Annotated in this window: 17 protein-coding genes; 10 read left to right on the top strand and 7 right to left on the bottom strand. The window is 66.1% G+C overall.

Annotation, left to right across the window (positions count from 1 at the left end):
- Positions 1-40 precede the first annotated feature (40 nt).
- Together qcrA and qcrB are read left to right on the top strand one after the other, a co-directional pair.
- Complete coding sequence (gene qcrA / locus NA10_RS07695; protein ID WP_067565107.1) at positions 41-1,192, top strand: cytochrome bc1 complex Rieske iron-sulfur subunit; 1,152 nt, start codon at positions 41-43, stop codon at positions 1,190-1,192.
- Positions 1,189-2,793, top strand: coding sequence for a cytochrome bc1 complex cytochrome b subunit (gene qcrB / locus NA10_RS07690; protein ID WP_067565104.1), 1,605 nt, complete (start codon positions 1,189-1,191; stop codon positions 2,791-2,793). Before qcrA ends, qcrB begins: the two co-directional genes overlap by 4 nt.
- Positions 2,794-2,859: 66 nt before the next feature.
- Here qcrB and NA10_RS07685 read toward each other — a convergent pair whose 3' ends face one another.
- From NA10_RS07685 to NA10_RS07675, 3 genes are all read right to left on the bottom strand, one after another.
- Positions 2,860-3,168, bottom strand: a complete 309-nt coding sequence (locus NA10_RS07685; RefSeq protein WP_067565102.1) for a hypothetical protein — start codon at positions 3,166-3,168, stop codon at positions 2,860-2,862.
- Between the two features lie 289 nt (positions 3,169-3,457).
- Positions 3,458-3,667 carry a DUF397 domain-containing protein gene (locus tag NA10_RS07680; protein ID WP_067565100.1) on the bottom strand — a complete coding sequence of 70 codons (210 nt, stop codon included), beginning with the start codon at positions 3,665-3,667 and terminating at the stop codon, positions 3,458-3,460.
- Positions 3,664-4,554, bottom strand: coding sequence for a helix-turn-helix domain-containing protein (locus NA10_RS07675; RefSeq protein WP_067565098.1), 891 nt, complete (start codon positions 4,552-4,554; stop codon positions 3,664-3,666). The genes NA10_RS07680 and NA10_RS07675 overlap by 4 nt, the downstream gene beginning before the upstream one ends.
- Positions 4,555-4,729: 175 nt before the next feature.
- Here NA10_RS07675 and NA10_RS07670 point away from each other — a divergent pair, with 175 nt between their 5' ends.
- The 4 genes from NA10_RS07670 to NA10_RS07655 all read left to right on the top strand — a co-directional run bounded on the left by NA10_RS07670 (position 4,730) and on the right by NA10_RS07655 (position 7,166).
- Positions 4,730-5,110, top strand: a complete 381-nt coding sequence (locus NA10_RS07670) for a hypothetical protein (RefSeq protein WP_157556181.1) — start codon at positions 4,730-4,732, stop codon at positions 5,108-5,110.
- Positions 5,097-5,402 carry a hypothetical protein gene (locus NA10_RS07665; protein WP_067565094.1) on the top strand — a complete coding sequence of 102 codons (306 nt, stop codon included), beginning with the start codon at positions 5,097-5,099 and terminating at the stop codon, positions 5,400-5,402. Before NA10_RS07670 ends, NA10_RS07665 begins: the two co-directional genes overlap by 14 nt.
- Before the next feature lie 38 nt (positions 5,403-5,440).
- A complete protein-coding gene (locus tag NA10_RS07660; RefSeq protein ID WP_067565092.1) occupies positions 5,441-6,244 on the top strand; it encodes a HEAT repeat domain-containing protein in 804 nt (267 codons plus the stop codon).
- Between the two features lie 184 nt (positions 6,245-6,428).
- Positions 6,429-7,166 carry a dienelactone hydrolase family protein gene (locus NA10_RS07655; protein ID WP_067565090.1) on the top strand — a complete coding sequence of 246 codons (738 nt, stop codon included), beginning with the start codon at positions 6,429-6,431 and terminating at the stop codon, positions 7,164-7,166.
- A 312-nt stretch (positions 7,167-7,478) separates the two neighbouring features.
- On the opposite strand, the gene NA10_RS07650 is transcribed toward NA10_RS07655, so the two are convergent.
- Positions 7,479-8,333, bottom strand: coding sequence for an alpha/beta fold hydrolase (locus NA10_RS07650; RefSeq protein WP_067565088.1), 855 nt, complete (start codon positions 8,331-8,333; stop codon positions 7,479-7,481).
- 97 nt (positions 8,334-8,430) lie between these two features.
- Here NA10_RS07650 and NA10_RS07645 point away from each other — a divergent pair, with 97 nt between their 5' ends.
- Positions 8,431-8,847, top strand: a complete 417-nt coding sequence (locus tag NA10_RS07645; protein ID WP_067565086.1) for a winged helix-turn-helix transcriptional regulator — start codon at positions 8,431-8,433, stop codon at positions 8,845-8,847.
- A 53-nt stretch (positions 8,848-8,900) separates the two neighbouring features.
- Here the strand turns inward: NA10_RS07645 and NA10_RS36480 are convergent, their stop codons facing one another.
- Together NA10_RS36480 and NA10_RS07635 are read right to left on the bottom strand one after the other, a co-directional pair.
- On the bottom strand, positions 8,901-9,089 hold the full coding sequence (locus NA10_RS36480) for a hypothetical protein (RefSeq protein WP_157556177.1): 189 nt from the start codon (positions 9,087-9,089) through the stop codon (positions 8,901-8,903).
- 311 nt (positions 9,090-9,400) lie between these two features.
- Positions 9,401-10,012, bottom strand: coding sequence for a TenA family protein (locus tag NA10_RS07635; RefSeq protein ID WP_067565082.1), 612 nt, complete (start codon positions 10,010-10,012; stop codon positions 9,401-9,403).
- Between the two features lie 137 nt (positions 10,013-10,149).
- Here NA10_RS07635 and NA10_RS07630 point away from each other — a divergent pair, with 137 nt between their 5' ends.
- A complete protein-coding gene (locus tag NA10_RS07630; RefSeq protein WP_245677087.1) occupies positions 10,150-10,467 on the top strand; it encodes a DUF222 domain-containing protein in 318 nt (105 codons plus the stop codon).
- A 111-nt stretch (positions 10,468-10,578) separates the two neighbouring features.
- Here the strand turns inward: NA10_RS07630 and NA10_RS07625 are convergent, their stop codons facing one another.
- A complete protein-coding gene (locus tag NA10_RS07625) occupies positions 10,579-12,318 on the bottom strand; it encodes a DEDD exonuclease domain-containing protein (protein ID WP_067565432.1) in 1,740 nt (579 codons plus the stop codon).
- 575 nt (positions 12,319-12,893) lie between these two features.
- On the opposite strand from NA10_RS07625, the gene NA10_RS07620 reads away from it, so the two are divergent.
- Positions 12,894-13,490 (top strand): C40 family peptidase, encoded by a 597-nt coding sequence (locus NA10_RS07620; RefSeq protein ID WP_067565078.1) that lies wholly within the window; start codon positions 12,894-12,896, stop codon positions 13,488-13,490.
- Positions 13,491-13,706: 216 nt separating this feature from the next.
- A complete protein-coding gene (locus NA10_RS07615; RefSeq protein ID WP_373862347.1) occupies positions 13,707-14,702 on the top strand; it encodes an NlpC/P60 family protein in 996 nt (331 codons plus the stop codon).

Here is a 14,702-nt window from a genome sequence, read left to right as displayed (position 1 = left end):
ACCACGGAGGGCCCGCGGGCATGACCCGGAGGATGCAGCCATGAGTGAACAGGAGCGAAAGAGCATGGGGGACAACCCCGGCGAGGAACTCACCGATGAGCAGCTCGACGCGATGTCGCGCGATGAGCTCGTCGAACTCGGCACCAAGCTCGACGGTGTCGACGTCGCGTACCGCGCCCCGCGCTGGCCGGTCCCCGGCACTCGCGCCGAGAAGCGCGCCGAGCGTCAGGTGGCGCTGTGGTTCGCCATCTCCGCGGTCTTCGGCGCCGCGCTCATCGGCGTCTACCTCTTCTGGCCCTGGGAGTACAAGGGCCGCGGCGAGGACGGCAACGGTGCTTACACGCTGACCACCCCGCTGTACGGCCTCACCATGGGTATCGCGGTGCTGGCCATCGGCGTCGCCGTGGTGCTCATCCGCAAGAAGTTCATCCCGGTCGAGATCTCGATCCAGGACCGCCACGACGGCAAGTCCTCCGAAACCAACCGCCGCACCCTGGCCGCGCAGCTGCAGGACGCGGTGGAGACCTCCACCCTGGGCCGCCGCAAGCTCATCACCCGTACCGCGGGCGCGGGCGCGGGCCTGCTCGGCATCGGCGCGCTGTTCGTCTTCGCCGGAGGCATGATCAAGAACCCGTGGGCCAAGCGCGACAAGTCGCCGCTGTGGGTCTCGGGCTGGACCCCCGATTACGAGGGTCAGACCATCTTCCTGCGCCGCGATACCGGCCGCCCCCAGGACATCGTCCTGGTGCGCCCGGAGGACCTGGACGCGGGCGCGATGGAAACCGTCTTCCCCTGGAAGGAAGAGTGGCGCGGTGACGAGCACGAGACCCTCCAGTCTCTGCGCGGAATTCGCAACGCCGTCATGCTGATTCGCCTGCGCACCAAGGACGCCGAAGGCGCCATCAAGCGCAAGGGCCAGGAGAGCTTCAACTACGGCGATTACTTCGCCTACTCGAAGATCTGCACCCACCTCGGTTGCCCGACCTCGCTTTTCGAGCAGCAGACCAACCGGATTCTCTGCCCCTGCCACCAGTCGCAGTTCTCCGCGACCGAATGGGGTAAGCCGGTCTTCGGTCCCGCCGCTCGCGCGCTGCCGCAGCTGCCGATCACCGTCAATGCCGAGGGCTACCTGGTCGCCGTACACGACTTCATCGAGCCCCTCGGCCCGGCCTACTGGGAGCGTCGTTCATGAGCCAGGCCAACGAACTCGACGAGCGGTACCACGCTGCCGCATTCGTGAAGCGGTCGATCAACAAGGTCTTCCCGACCCACTGGTCGTTCCTGCTCGGTGAGATCGCGCTGTACGCGTTCATCATCCTGCTGCTGTCGGGTATCTACCTGACGCTGTACTTCGACCCGTCCATGAGCGAGACCGTCTACCAGGGCGCGTACCAGCCCCTGCGCGGTGTCACCATGTCGCGGGCCTATGAGACCGCGCTGAACATCTCCTTCGAGGTGCGCGGCGGTCTGTTCGTGCGCCAGGTGCACCACTGGGCGGCGCTGCTGTTCGCGGCGTCGATCATCATCCACCTGTTCCGCATCTTCTTCACCGGTGCTTTCCGCAAGCCGCGTGAGGCCAACTGGGTGATCGGCTCGCTGCTGCTCATCCTGGCCATGTTCGAGGGCTTCTTCGGTTACTCGCTGCCGGACGATCTGCTCTCGGGTACCGGTCTGCGCGCGGCCTTCGGCGGTATCACCATGGGTGTTCCGATCGTCGGCACCTGGCTGCACTGGCTGATCTTCGGCGGTGACTTCCCGGGCACGATCATCCTCCCGCGCCTGTACATCGCGCACGTGCTGCTCATCCCCGGCATCCTGCTGGCCCTGATCGCCGCGCACGTCGCGCTGGTCTGGTACCAGAAGCACACCCAGTTCCCCGGACCGGGCCGCAAGGAAACCAATGTCGTCGGCGCGCGCATCGTGCCGGTGTTCGCCGCCGACCAGGGCGCGTTCTTCATGTTCACCCTGGGCATCGTGGCGATCATGGGCGGCGTGCTGCAGATCAACCCGATCTGGAATCTGGGTCCCTACAACCCGTCTCAGGTCTCCGCGGGTTCGCAGCCGGACTTCTACATGATGTGGACCGACGGTATGGCGCGTCTGATGCCGCCGTGGGAGCTCTACTTCTGGGGTCATACGGTTCCGGCCGCGTTCTGGGTGGCGCTCATCATGGGCCTGGTGTTCACCGTCCTGGTGATCTACCCCTGGATCGAGAAGCGCCTCACCGGCGACACCGCTCGGCACAACCTGCTCCAGCGTCCGCGCGACGTGCCGGTCCGCACCGCCATCGGTGCCATGGCCATCGCGTTCTACCTGGTGCTGACCCTGGCGTGTGTCAACGACATCATCTCGCTGAAGTTCGACATCTCGCTGAATGCCACCACCTGGATCTTCCGTATCGCGCTGCTGACCGCACCGCCGCTCGCCTACTTCGCGGCGTACCGGCTCTGCCTCGGCCTGCAGCGCAGCGACCGGGCGGTGCTCGAGCACGGTATCGAGACCGGTGTCATCAAGCGCCTGCCGCACGGTGAGTACATCGAGATCCACCAGCCGCTGGGACCGGTCGATTCGCACGGCCACCCCATCCCGCTGGAGTACCAGGGCGCTCCGGTGCCCAAGAAGATGTCCAAGCTCGGCTCCGCCGGCAAGCCCGGCACCGGCTCCTTCCTGTTCCCCGACCCGGCCCAGCAGCAGCTGGACAATGTCGCGAACGCGCACAAGGAAGAGCACGACATGCTGGCCGCCCTGGAATCCCACCAGGACGCCACGGACAGCGGTTCGCACGGCCACTGAGGTCGACAGCTGTAAAGGGAAGGCCCCGAGTCGAATTCGACTCGGGGCCTTCCCGCTTTCCGGGGTTTATACCGCGGCGATGGCCAGGCAGAGGCTCAGCAGGGCGAGCAGCTGGAGCCCGGCGCGGGCGTATATGACGCTGTCCCAACGCCTTTGGAGTGCCCGTGGGTCCGCGCCGGTGGGGATGGCGCTCGTGCTCACCGCGGTCAGCTGTCTGTTGACCGGTGCGCTGATCCGGACGTAGATCACCATCCACGCGGCCAGCAGTGCGAAGGCGAGCACCGCGAACAGCGCTGTCGCCGTGGCATTGTCGATGAACGCCGTCAGCGCGGCGGCCCCCGCCGCGATCCACCCGGCGGCACCGGGAATCGGCATGCGCCGATCGGCGACGCGATGTACATTCCCCTTGGATTGAGTCGACAGCCATCCGGATCAGTGGGTGACGGTGTCTCGGGGATGCACCGGTCCGGCGGCGGTCTTCATGGCATCGAGCGGAGCCTCCGACAGGCGGCGTTGCCGGTGCGCGATATCGGCATCGGTGCCCAATCCGCCGCTGCGGACCGACCCACGCTATGCCCTTGGCCCGCAGCACCAACCGATTCGTCGCGCCATCACCGAGGGATTGGCTCGACTCGGGGACTGAAGGCCCTTGGGGGGCATCGGATCACGTGGGGTGGTTGAAGTCTCCTCGGAGCACACTGCCGGTGAAGGCATCCCAGTCGCCGGGCGTGAGGATCAGTGCGGGGCCGGTGGGATTTTTCGAATCGCGTACTCCGACAGTACCTTCCGGCAGCCAGGCGACCTCGACACACGCTCCACTGCTTTCGCTGTGACTGCTTTTGAACCAGTTCGCCGCGGATAGGTCGACCTTCACCGTTCGTAACTCCTTGTTGCCCGCCGGAGCAGGTCTCGTGTGGTGTCCTCGTCGAGGGCCGTAGCACGCAGGGCCGCAACCAGTTCATGGTAGCGCCGGAGATCGGCGGGCTTCTCCAGGTAGACGTCGTTGCTCATCTGAATCTCGTGGTAGACCACGGGAGGTTCGATCGGTTCACCTTTGGCATCGGTGCCGAAGTCGAGAATGACGAAGGGGCCGTGCAGCAATCCCCATGTACATCCCGCCGAGTAGGGATGGATGCGAAGCGAGACGTTAGTCAGTTTGCTGATCTCTGCCAGATGCGCGAGTTGGGTCGCCATGATCTTCCGGTCACCGATCACGCGATGCAGAGCCGATTCGTGAAGGAGCACATCAAGTTTCAGGGGTCGGCTCTTGCGGGTCACGATCGCCTGGCGCTTCATCCTTAGTTCGACGCGTCGTTCGATGTCTTCGCGGCTGCCGTTCCGGAAGAAGGCACTGATGAGCGCTCGCGCGTAATCGGAGGTTTGCAGTAGACCAGGGACATGCTCGTGATACGAAATCAGCTGCCGCGCTGAGGCTTCCAGGCCGACATACATGTTGAACGTATCGTTGAAGAGTCCGCCGAACGCGTGGTACCAGCTGGTTACCTTGGCTTGTTCTGCCAGCTCGACTGCCCGCTGGGTGTCTTCGGCATTGATCTCGTAGATCTCGCACAGGGCCTGAACATCGCGGACGCGAACCTTCTTCACACGCCCGGCTTCGATGCGTTGTAGCCCAGGCTCGCTGAGCTCAACCATTTCGGCCGCGATCTTCTGCGTCAATCCGAGCGCTTCGCGGGCTTCGCGCAGAAACCTGCCGAGTTGGCGTCGGGGCAGGGTCGAGGGTTGGTTGCCGGTGTCACTCATAGGGTCTCCCGGAAGTGAAGCTGACCGTGCGCGGAAGTTGAAGCTATATGTACCGCAGAACTGAGGCCGCTCATGGCTTTTTGAAGAACTTCAATCTGAAGCTTCAGTTTTCATTAGATGTGCTGGTTGCGAGTGCTGTGCTGGCATCACGGCCACAATCAGAAAGGTCAGCACAATGTCCAGAGACAGCCAATGGTCGGTGCAGGCGATCATCGACCGGATCGACCGCGAGAAGCGGGCCGCCGCGCAGCGGGCACCGGCCGAATCAGTCCGGGGCGGGTATTCCGTGCGCGGAGTGTGGTCGTGTTGCGCCGATCCCGGGGAATTGACCGTCGCGCAGGCGCACACCGCGATGCGGTTGCATCTCGAATGTGGGGTTGCCACTTGCCAAGTGCGGTGGCGGGCACGCGATGCGCTGGTCTCGGCGGGGCGGATGGTGCTCGAACCGCGCGCGGTGCGGGCGGTGGCGGCCCGGAAGAGCTTGTTCGCGCTGTTGCGGATCGCGGTATTCGGTTATGGCACAGTGTGTTTCGGCGGTCGTCATGCCCTGCGATGATCGCGACCAGATCGAGCGGCAGGTGATCGCGGATGTGCTCGATACCGTCGAAGCGAAACTGCGGGAACGTGAACGGCAGGGCTGGCGGTTGACCGTGCCGCGCTCGCGGATTTACGCGATCGTCTTGCATGCGGTGATCGTGAGCGCTCGTGCCGCGCGCCGTTATCCCGCGACGCTCGATGGGGCCGACATTCTCGACGCGATCTTCGACGGTGCGGAATCCGGTGCGCCCGGCGGCGCGAAGCGGCTGGTGGAGGATGTCATCGGACGGTACAGCGTGCATACGAACTGACGGCGGGGGACGAGTTCAACGCCAGGTACCGTTGGGCGGTGAAGACAATTGATGCGCGACGCCTCCTCGACGGTGATCTCGATACCCGTAAGGAGAATCTGCGGCTGCTGCTCGACCGGGCCGCCGGCGGCGACGCGTCCGCACAGGAAGCTCTGCGCGCGGTGGTCCGTGACTATCCCGACTATCACCGGACGCTGTACAGCCTGGCCCTGAATCGCGCCGCGATCTTCGGGGACGACAGTCTGCGAGCACCATTGCTGGCGTCGCTGGGGGACACCCGGTACAACTGCCAGGCGTGGGCCGCAATGGGTTGTGCGGCACTGGGTTTCCGTGACGCGGTGCCCGCACTGGTCGCCATGTTGGATCACCCTCAGGAGATGGCGCGCGAACAGGCCGTCATCGCCTTGGGCGTCCTCGGTGACGAGTCGGTGGTTCCGGCGCTCACGCCCGTACTGCGGGATCCCATCGCGGGACTGCGCGAGCGCGCCGCCGAGGCCCTCGGCAATATCCGGGGCGAGGCAGCCCTGGCCGCCCTCTGGGACGAATTCCAGCACCGGCGCTACTACCGCATCGGCTATATATCCAGCGCCTTGGCCAAATTCACCCCGGACATCATTCCGGCCCTGTGCGAAGCCGCCCAAGATGACGACCCGGACCGGCGCTACTGGGCGGCCGTGGCCCTCGGGTCCACCGGCGATGACGAAGCCGTTCCCACCTTGGAACATCTCATGGCACATGATCGCGGCTCCACGGTCTTCGACGGCGTAGTGAGCGTCGCCGCGAAGAAAGCCCTTCGCACGCTCCGGCGAATCCAGGCCGCGATCGCCGCTCGCGAATCCTGACAGCCGCCGGAAAACCATTTGGCCGACCGCATCGGCCACTGTTAACCTGCCCGAAGCCGTGCGACAGACCGAGGAGGTGGTATCCGTGAACGCAGTAACGACATGGGTGCTCCCCTCAGGGGTCACGGTCGGGCGATAGGTCGTCCGGGAGCGCCGTTCGAATGCACTCCCGAAAGGCACGACCATGCAATTCACCTCTGAAAAGCACCTCGGTGACGACCACATCCTCGAGCGCGACTTCACCCTCGGCGATATCCCCGGCATTCTCTGGACACCCGCGTCCATAACCGCACCGGTCCCGCTGATCCTGATGGGCCACTCCGCGGTCGGACTACCGCAGATGTACCCGCGACTGCTGGACCGGGCCCGGCACTCCGCCGCGCAGGGCTACGCCGCGGCGGCCCTGGAACTCCCCGGCGGCGGTGTGCGGCCGCGGTCCGCCGTCACCGATCAAGCCCGCGCCGATCTGCGCCGCGCCCTACAGGCCGGTGAGCCGGTCACCGACGATATCGTCGACCGGCTCATCCTTCCGCTGGTCGATCAGGCGGTCCCGGAATGGCAGGCCGCGCTGGACGCTCTGCTCGCATTGCCCGAAATCGGCGGTCCCGTCGGATATTCGGGCGGAGTGATCTCCATCGGCACTCGGCTGGCGCTGGTCGAGCCGCGTATCTCGGCCGCTGTCCTGTTCGCCGGAAGTTTCGTCCCGCGCTCCATTATCGAGGAGGCGCGGCGGGTCACCATCCCGCTGCACGTCCTGCTCCAATGGGATGACGAAGGCAATGACCGGCAACTGGCGCTGGATCTGTTCGACGCCTTCGGTTCGAAAGAGAAGACACTCAACGCCAATATGGGTGGCCATCTCGGCGTCCCGCGGCACGCGGGGGAAGCGGCGAGCCGTTTCTTCGCCCGGCACCTGAAATAGGGAGTCGCGAAATAGGGAGTCGCGCCGTTTCGTTTACCCGGACACTTCTCATGCCGACTGCTACGGCTGTATCGCTCTTCGCGGTTCACGCTCAGATTGGAGCGTGCTGTGGTTCCTCCGGGTGGTTCGAGTTCGGAGAAACCCGCCGATAATCACGTATTGGAGCTATTCGAACAGGTCAAGCCGGTGTTCTTGGCGAATTCCGGAGGGTATCGGGCTCAGTAGTAGTTCCCCGCCAGCATTACGAGAGCCGTCGGAGTCGCAGGAGCTCAACTATTTCGAAGAACGGCTTTTGATCCAGGCCGAGCGGCGTCACCCCGTGGCGAGGAACGGCATCATGAGGTCGAGCAGTTCGCGCGGCCGGTCCAGCGGGATGATGTGACCGCAATCCGGAATGAGCTGTCCTACAAGGTCATCGGTGAAGGGTCGCAGCTGTCGCTCCAGCGTGTCGCCGACGGGGTGGGCGCCGATCGCCAGGGTGGGTGTGGTGAGCCGGTTGCCCGCCACGGCGAGGTCGAGTTGGCGAGCGCTGGTCGGCAGCGCGCGGTAGTAGGAGAAGGCGCAGCGTAGGGCGTCCGCTCCGGTGTAGGCCGCGGCGAACGCGTCGCGGATCTCGGAGCGCACACCCCGGCGGCCGGTGCCGGTGGTGAGGAACCATTCGATATAGCGCGCCTCGTGGCCGAGCAGGACCGTTTCGGCGAGACCGGGGACGGCATGGAATCCGAACCACCACGGCGGACCCCCGGCGAGGAAGTCCTCGGCACCGGCGAGTTCGCCCAGCACCGCCTCCATGACCACCAGTCGGCGTACCCGCTCGGGATGGCGCAGGGCGAGCAGGACCGCGACCGGGGTACCGGCATCGATCGCGACCACGTTCGCGGTGGATTCGCCCAGCGCATCGAGGATTCCGGCGATATCGGCGGCCAGCGTGCCCGCGTCGTAGCCGTCCGGTGCACGGGTGCTGGCGCCGAACCCGCGCAGGTCCGGGGCGATGACCCGGTGGTGCTCGGCGAGCGGGCCGATGATCTCGCTCCACACCCGCCAGGTGTGCGGAAAGCCGTGCAGCAGAACGATTGCGGGACCGGCTCCGGCGATGGCGACGTTGGCGGCGATGCCGTTGGTCGGAATCCGGCGCAGCTCGATGGGGAGTGCTGGCGGGTGGGCCACGAAGCCTCCTAGTGGTTACCATTGGTTACCAAGCAACGGTAGGTAACGGCAGTTGAACTGCCAAGAAGGCACTTCGACGACAGGTGGTGAGGTCCGGGTGACCACTCGATCGGCACACGCGAAGACCCCGGTCCGCGGCGATCTGTTCGATTCCCAGTGCCCCACAAGGCAATTGCTGGACCGCATCGGCACGAAGTGGACGTCGATGGCGGTCAAAGTCCTCGCGCAAGCCGCTCCGGGTGAGTTGCGATTCGCCGAACTGCGACGCCGAATACCCGGCGTATCCCAGAAGATGCTGTCGGTGACCCTGCACAGCCTGGTCCGCGACGGTCTGGTCGTCCGCCGAGTGGAGCCGACCGTGCCACCGCGCGTGCACTACCGGCTCACCGAACTCGGCTCGTCCCTGGAGCTCGCGTTGGCGGGATTGCGCACCTGGGCCGAGGATCATATGGCCGAGATCGACCACGCCAACACCATCCACGACGAGCGCGATGCCTCGAGCGCCACCGGCTAGCTTCGCAATACGCCGAATGTCATTGTCGCTGCGCGATTTCCGCCGCGCCCGCCCTACGGTCCGCGGCCGCCATCGGTGTTGTCGTGGATCGTGATCCGCAATTCGACGGGAACTTCGGTGTCATCGAGTTCGAGATGGGCGGGGAAGAATCCGTCGCCCGCCGATGTCATCGCGAACATGATCTTCGCGCCGCCCACTTCGATCGCGGCTGCCTCGTACTCGGCGGCGCGCCCGCCCGCCATGACCAATGATGCGAATGCGGGCGGAAGTCCACCGCGTTGCGTCGCTCCGGTTCCCGAGCGGCGTTCTTGCAGCGCAATGGCTTTCGCATGCGCTTCGACCACGGGGATGCCGAGCCATCCGGATCCGCCCGGCCGCATCCGATGAAGCCGTCGACAAAGACGTCACCAACTATGTGCTGCCGCTGATGGACTAGAGGTGGACCGAGAACGCCGGGGCGGCGACCGACCTCTATCGGTACATGGCTCTGCTCAATCCCGCGCGGGACGGTTCGGTCGCGGGTCGGGCCCGCTCACCGATATCACCTACCGATTCACCCGGCGCTGACCGGTACATCCCAGAACGCTAGTTCGTGGCGCATGCCGGTGAGGAACAGGTCCTCGGCGTTGTCGCCGCCCGTTTCGTCGAGCATTTGGGCGCAGCGGGCGGTGAGTGCCGCGAAGCCGGGGTCGGCGTAGGTGTCGATCCAGCGTCGGTAGCGTGGGTCGCCGGGAGGGTGCAGGGCGAGGCGCGCGCCGAGTGTCGAGTAGCCCCACATGCAGGGGTAGAGGGCGGCTAGGCCGTCGGCGTAGTTCGCGGCCGAATCCAGCAGGAACGCAGTGTATTTCGTGCACGGGTCGCCCTTCACCGCGCCCTCGAGGTCGGCGCCGAACTCGGCGGCCAAGCTGCGGTGCAGGGTGAGTTCCTCGTGGAAGGTGGCGTGGGCGAGATCGACGAGGTCGCCGAGATGGGTTGCGGGTGCTTGCCAAGCGAGGCGGGAGAAGACGCGGACGTAGTCGAGCAGGAACAGGTAGTCCTGTTCGAGCCAGGAGCGGAACACCGGCTCGGCGAGATCGCCCTCGGCGATCCCTACGACGGTGGGATGCGCCAATTGCTGCTCGACCAGCGGGCGGCCGAGCCGCTCCAGATGCGCTGCAAGACTCATACGAGACGTCCCTCTTACTCTCCCGATCGCGTGGGAACCCACGATAATGGCGTATCCCGCGACGACCGATTCGGGCACGGATGTCCGGTCTCGCGAATAGTCGAACATATGTTCGATGGTGGGGTAGGCTGCCTCGCGTGACCATACATTCGATCGCGCTGGCGCCGGATGCTCCAGCGGCGGGATGGCCGGATTTGGCCGATGTGGACTTGCTGCGCACCCTTGTCGAGACCGAACGCCGCCGGAGGCGACTGGATGCCGCCATGCGCGCGGCCGTCGCCGAGGCCGAGCGTCGCGGGCTCGCCGCGGACATCGGGTATCGGGATACGGTCGAGCTATTGACCGATCTACTGCGGATCAGTGCGCACGAAGCGCGTCGGCGAATCGAATACGCGGCGCCGCAGGTGCGCATCCGTTCCAGGAAGGTCTGGCGAGTGCTGGCGGCGGCGAGCTGAGGACTCCGAACGACCCGAGCAGATCGTCGATGCCGTCGCCCGATTCGGCCCGGTCACCACCTCACCGGTGCTGCGGACCTACGAGACCAAACCCGTCACGCCTGAACTCGGTTATTTGCCGTAATCGGGGCTGTTCCGCGCCGCCTCCGCCGCATGCGCGATCTGAGCGCGTTCCAGCCAGGCCAGCCACGGCCCCGCGCCGAGTCGGGGTTCGGCGTAACCGTCGCTGGTGCGCACGATTCGGGTACCGGGCTGTTCGAGCCAGCGGACCAGGAGGCCGACCTCCTCCGGCAGCGCACCGTGCAGCGGGGGGTAGGCGGGCTCGGCGGTGTCGAGGCGGGCCGGGATGACGGTCTCGGCGGCGGCGACCAAGCGGTCGACGGTGCGCATGGGGGAGATGCCGCGGGGAGCGTTGCCCGCGCAGGCCAGGCGGCCGTGGCGGATGACCGCGAACTGCCAGCCACCGGCTCCATCGGGGTGCGCGGCTATCAGTTCGGGGATGCGGGTCAGGGCGGACAGCCGCTGGGTGCGGCGCAGCGCACGCAGCACAGTACAGGTGCGATCCCGCAGTCGGGCTGCTGCCTCGAAATGTTCTGTGGCCGAGAGGGATTCGATCTTGCGCTGAATCGTGTGCAGGATGGCGTCGCTGTCGCCGGAGAAGAGCGCGCGGATCGCCTCGGGAGCGCGCGCGTACTCCTCTATATATAGGGGTCTGTTTTCGGCGCTCGCGGGGCAACCGCCCACCACCGCGGGCGGGCAATCATGCGCGCCGCCGCGCGGGATACGCGTGGTGCAGGTGCGCAAGCCGCAGTTCTCCGCGAGGGTGGTGGCCACCTCGAGGGCATCGGTGCGGGAGGTGAAGGGGCCGAGCGTGTCTCGGGTCGGGGTGCGCGAGATCGCGAAGCGGGGGAACGGCTCCTCGGTGAGCGTCAGCCACCACGCCCGCTGCGGAAATTTGGAGCGGCGGTTGTACGGCGGGGTGTGCGCGAGCAGCAGCCGCAGTTCGCGCACGCCCGCCTCCAACGCGTGCGCGCACTCGACATGATCGACCCGGGTCGCCAACTGCACCATCTCGCGCATGCGCGGACGGGTGTCCGAACCGGTGAAGTAGTTGCGGACGCGGCGGCGAAGATTCACCGCGGTTCCTATATAGAGGACTTCCTCGGAGGGACCCCGGAAGAGATAGACCCCCGGTGTGGCCGGAAGGTCCGCCGCGAGAGTCCGTTTCGCGCGCTGGCGGCGCGTCACCTCCGGCAGATAGTCGAGCAGTTCGGTGAGGCTGTGCACGCCCTGATTCCCGACCCGGGCCATCAGCGCGTGCAGTACGTCGACGGTCGCGCGCGCGTCGTCGAGCGCGCGGTGTGTCGGACGCGTCTGCGAGCCGAGCAACTCCGCCAGGAACGACAGCTTCACCGAGGGCGCTTCATCCCGGTTGAGGACCCGGCGGGCCAACTGCACCGTGCACACCACCGGAAAAGCGGGCCACGGAATCTCGCATTGGGCGGCGGCCGCCCGCAGGAACCCGGTGTCGAATCGCGCGTTGTGCGCGACCAGCACCGCCCCGTGCGCGAACTCCAGAAACCCGGGCAGCACCGATTCGATGCGCGGCGCGTCGATCAACATGGCGGTGGTGATCCCGGTGATCTGCACGATCTGCGGCGGAATCGCCAGTCCGGGATTCACGAGGGTGGCGAACTCGCCGAGCACCTCACCCCCGCGCACCTTCACCGCCCCGATCTCGGTGATGGCGTCGCCCTGCGGGCTCGTTCCGGTCGTCTCCAGGTCCACGACCACGAACGTTGTGTCATAGAGCGGTGTTTCGAGCTCATCGAAGGCCAACTGTTCGGACACGACCGGCAAGCCTAGGCCGGGGGTCCGACAGGTCTCGCCCGGTCGGACCGGGATTTTCCGACCAGCGGAAATGTCGGAATTTGTCACCGAGATCTTCGAGGTGAAATCCCCGAATTGCACGAATATGCAGAAAAGTGGCCGGGATCACATTGATTCATAAACCGCATCAATCAGATCGGATGTGACGGGCGGTCCGGGTCGGCGGATACCGCGTGCTGTCGCGGTTAGGGTCGCCTTGGCTCGGTTCGCAAGTCCGCCGGTCAGGGCCAGGTTGGGTATGGTCCATCTGACCTGCTGTTATTCGGAATCCGTCCTGCAAGGAGGGGTTGTTTCGGCCGGTTGGCTACCGACCGGTAGCTCTGGGGACGCTCCCGATGAAATGGCCGCTGTTATCGTTTCGTGATTGCTGTGACTTTTGTCGCACCGAAATGACAATGCGTAACTATTTCCCGCCACGGTGTGTTGGGCGCGGCTTTACAAACCACCGTTATCGGCTCGTAATCTTCCTGAGACCTCGCGGAGTCCGACCCACCAAACCGGTGCGGCGTCGCGGGGCAGATTGGAAGTACCTCACCATGGCGACCAAGACCGTCAAGCGGGCCCTCACGGCCGGTGCCGTCGGCGCTGCCACGCTGAGCGCGCTGCTGCTGCCCGCCTCTCCTGCATCGGCGCAGCCGGTGACCATCCCCGGTGTCGGCACCTTCGATGTGCCGGACCAGGTTCAGCTCCCCGCCGGGATTCCCGGTGTGCCGGAGTCCATTCCCGTGCAGTTGCCCCCGATCCCGGGCGTCGAGATGCCGGGCGCCCCCGCCCCCGCCGCGCCGCAGGCCAGCCCGCGCCAGCAGGTCGTGGACGCCGCCTTGAGCCGCATCGGCGATCCGTACGTGTACGGCGCCGCCGGCCCGAACGCCTTCGACTGCTCCGGCCTGGTGCAGTGGTCCTACGCGCAGGCCGGAATCAGCCTGCCGCGCACCAGCTATGAGCAGCTCAATGCCGGCGCCCCCATCTCCGAGGACGCGCTGGAGCCGGGCGATGTGGTGTCGTTCTACGGCGGCAGCCACTCCGGCATCTACGTGGGCGACGGCAATGTCGTGCACGCCTCGACCGCCGGTCAGCCGGTCAAGGTCGCCCCGATCTCGTCCATGCCGTTCGCCGGCGCGCGTCGGATCTGATTTATCGGGAACTGAAGATCCGCAGGTCGAGCGACCTGCGAGCGAACGGCGACCGTAATGATTTCGTGGCCTGCTGGACACAAGCGGTCGCCGTTTCGTAACCTATTCGAGACCTTCTTTTCCAGCTCGGGGCAAGAGAACGGGACCAGGCCGACGGTGGCAGCGCAACATCGCACGAAGAAACTCGTAGGTGGAGCCCTCGCAGCAGGGGCACTCCTGGTGGGAGCCAACAACATCGGACCCGCGCTGGCCGATCCGGTCGCCGCACCGGCATCGGCCGGGGAAGCGGTGCAGCGACTGATCGACCTTTCGCGCCAGTCCGAACAGCTCAATCAGCAGGCGCTGAACGCCCAGGCCGATCTCGACACCAAGGTCGCCGCCGCCAAGGATGCCGATACCAAGGCCGCGGACGCCGCGTCCACATTGGACGCGGCTCGCTCCGAGATTCGCAGATATCAGCCGGTCATCGATCGGGCGGCCAATTCGGCCCTGCTCGGCAGTCGCACCAACCGGCTCACCTCGCTGCTGGTCAGCTCCTCTCCGCAGCAGCTGCTCGATCAGATGTCCATCGTGGACCTGGTCGGCACCCGCACCAATGATCAACTGAGCCAGTATCAGAAGGTCAGCGCCGCCGCCTCCGCCGCCGAGGCCGCGGCCCGCACCGCCGCCGACGCCGCCCGCGCCGCGAGCGCACAGGCCGATGCCGTGCGCACCGATCTGGAGGCCAAGCGCGCCGCACTCCAGGGCTCCATGGCGGGCGTCATCGCCGCCTGGGGCCAGCTCTCGGCCAATGATCGCTCCGCGCTGGCGGGTTCGATGTTCCCACCGGGCTTCGACAAGGACTCGCTGTTGCGCGGACTCGTCCCCGGCAGCGGCACCAGCGCCCTGGCCGCCGGACTCACCCGGATCGGCGCACCCTATGTCTGGGGTGCGGTCGGCCCCGAACAGTTCGACTGCTCCGGTCTGGTGCAGTGGGCCTTCCATCAGGTCGGCAAGAACGTCCCGCGCACCAGTCAGCAACAGGCTGGTTACGGCACGCCGGTGGATGAGAAGGATCTCCAGCCCGGCGATGTGGTCTTCTTCTACTCCGACATCTCCCATGTCGGCATCTACGCGGGCAATGGTTTGATGTTGCACGCCTCCACATTCGGCGTCCCCGTCCAGGTGGCGCCGATGGGATCAACACCGTTCCATTCCGCGCGTCGATTCTGA

The sequence above is a fragment of the Nocardia acidivorans NBRC 108247 genome, from assembly GCF_001625085.1.
Classification (GTDB): Bacteria; Actinomycetota; Actinomycetes; order Mycobacteriales; family Mycobacteriaceae; genus Nocardia; species Nocardia acidivorans.
The sequence above is the reverse complement of the archived record's forward strand: the minus strand, read 5'-3'. Positions and strand labels throughout refer to the sequence as shown.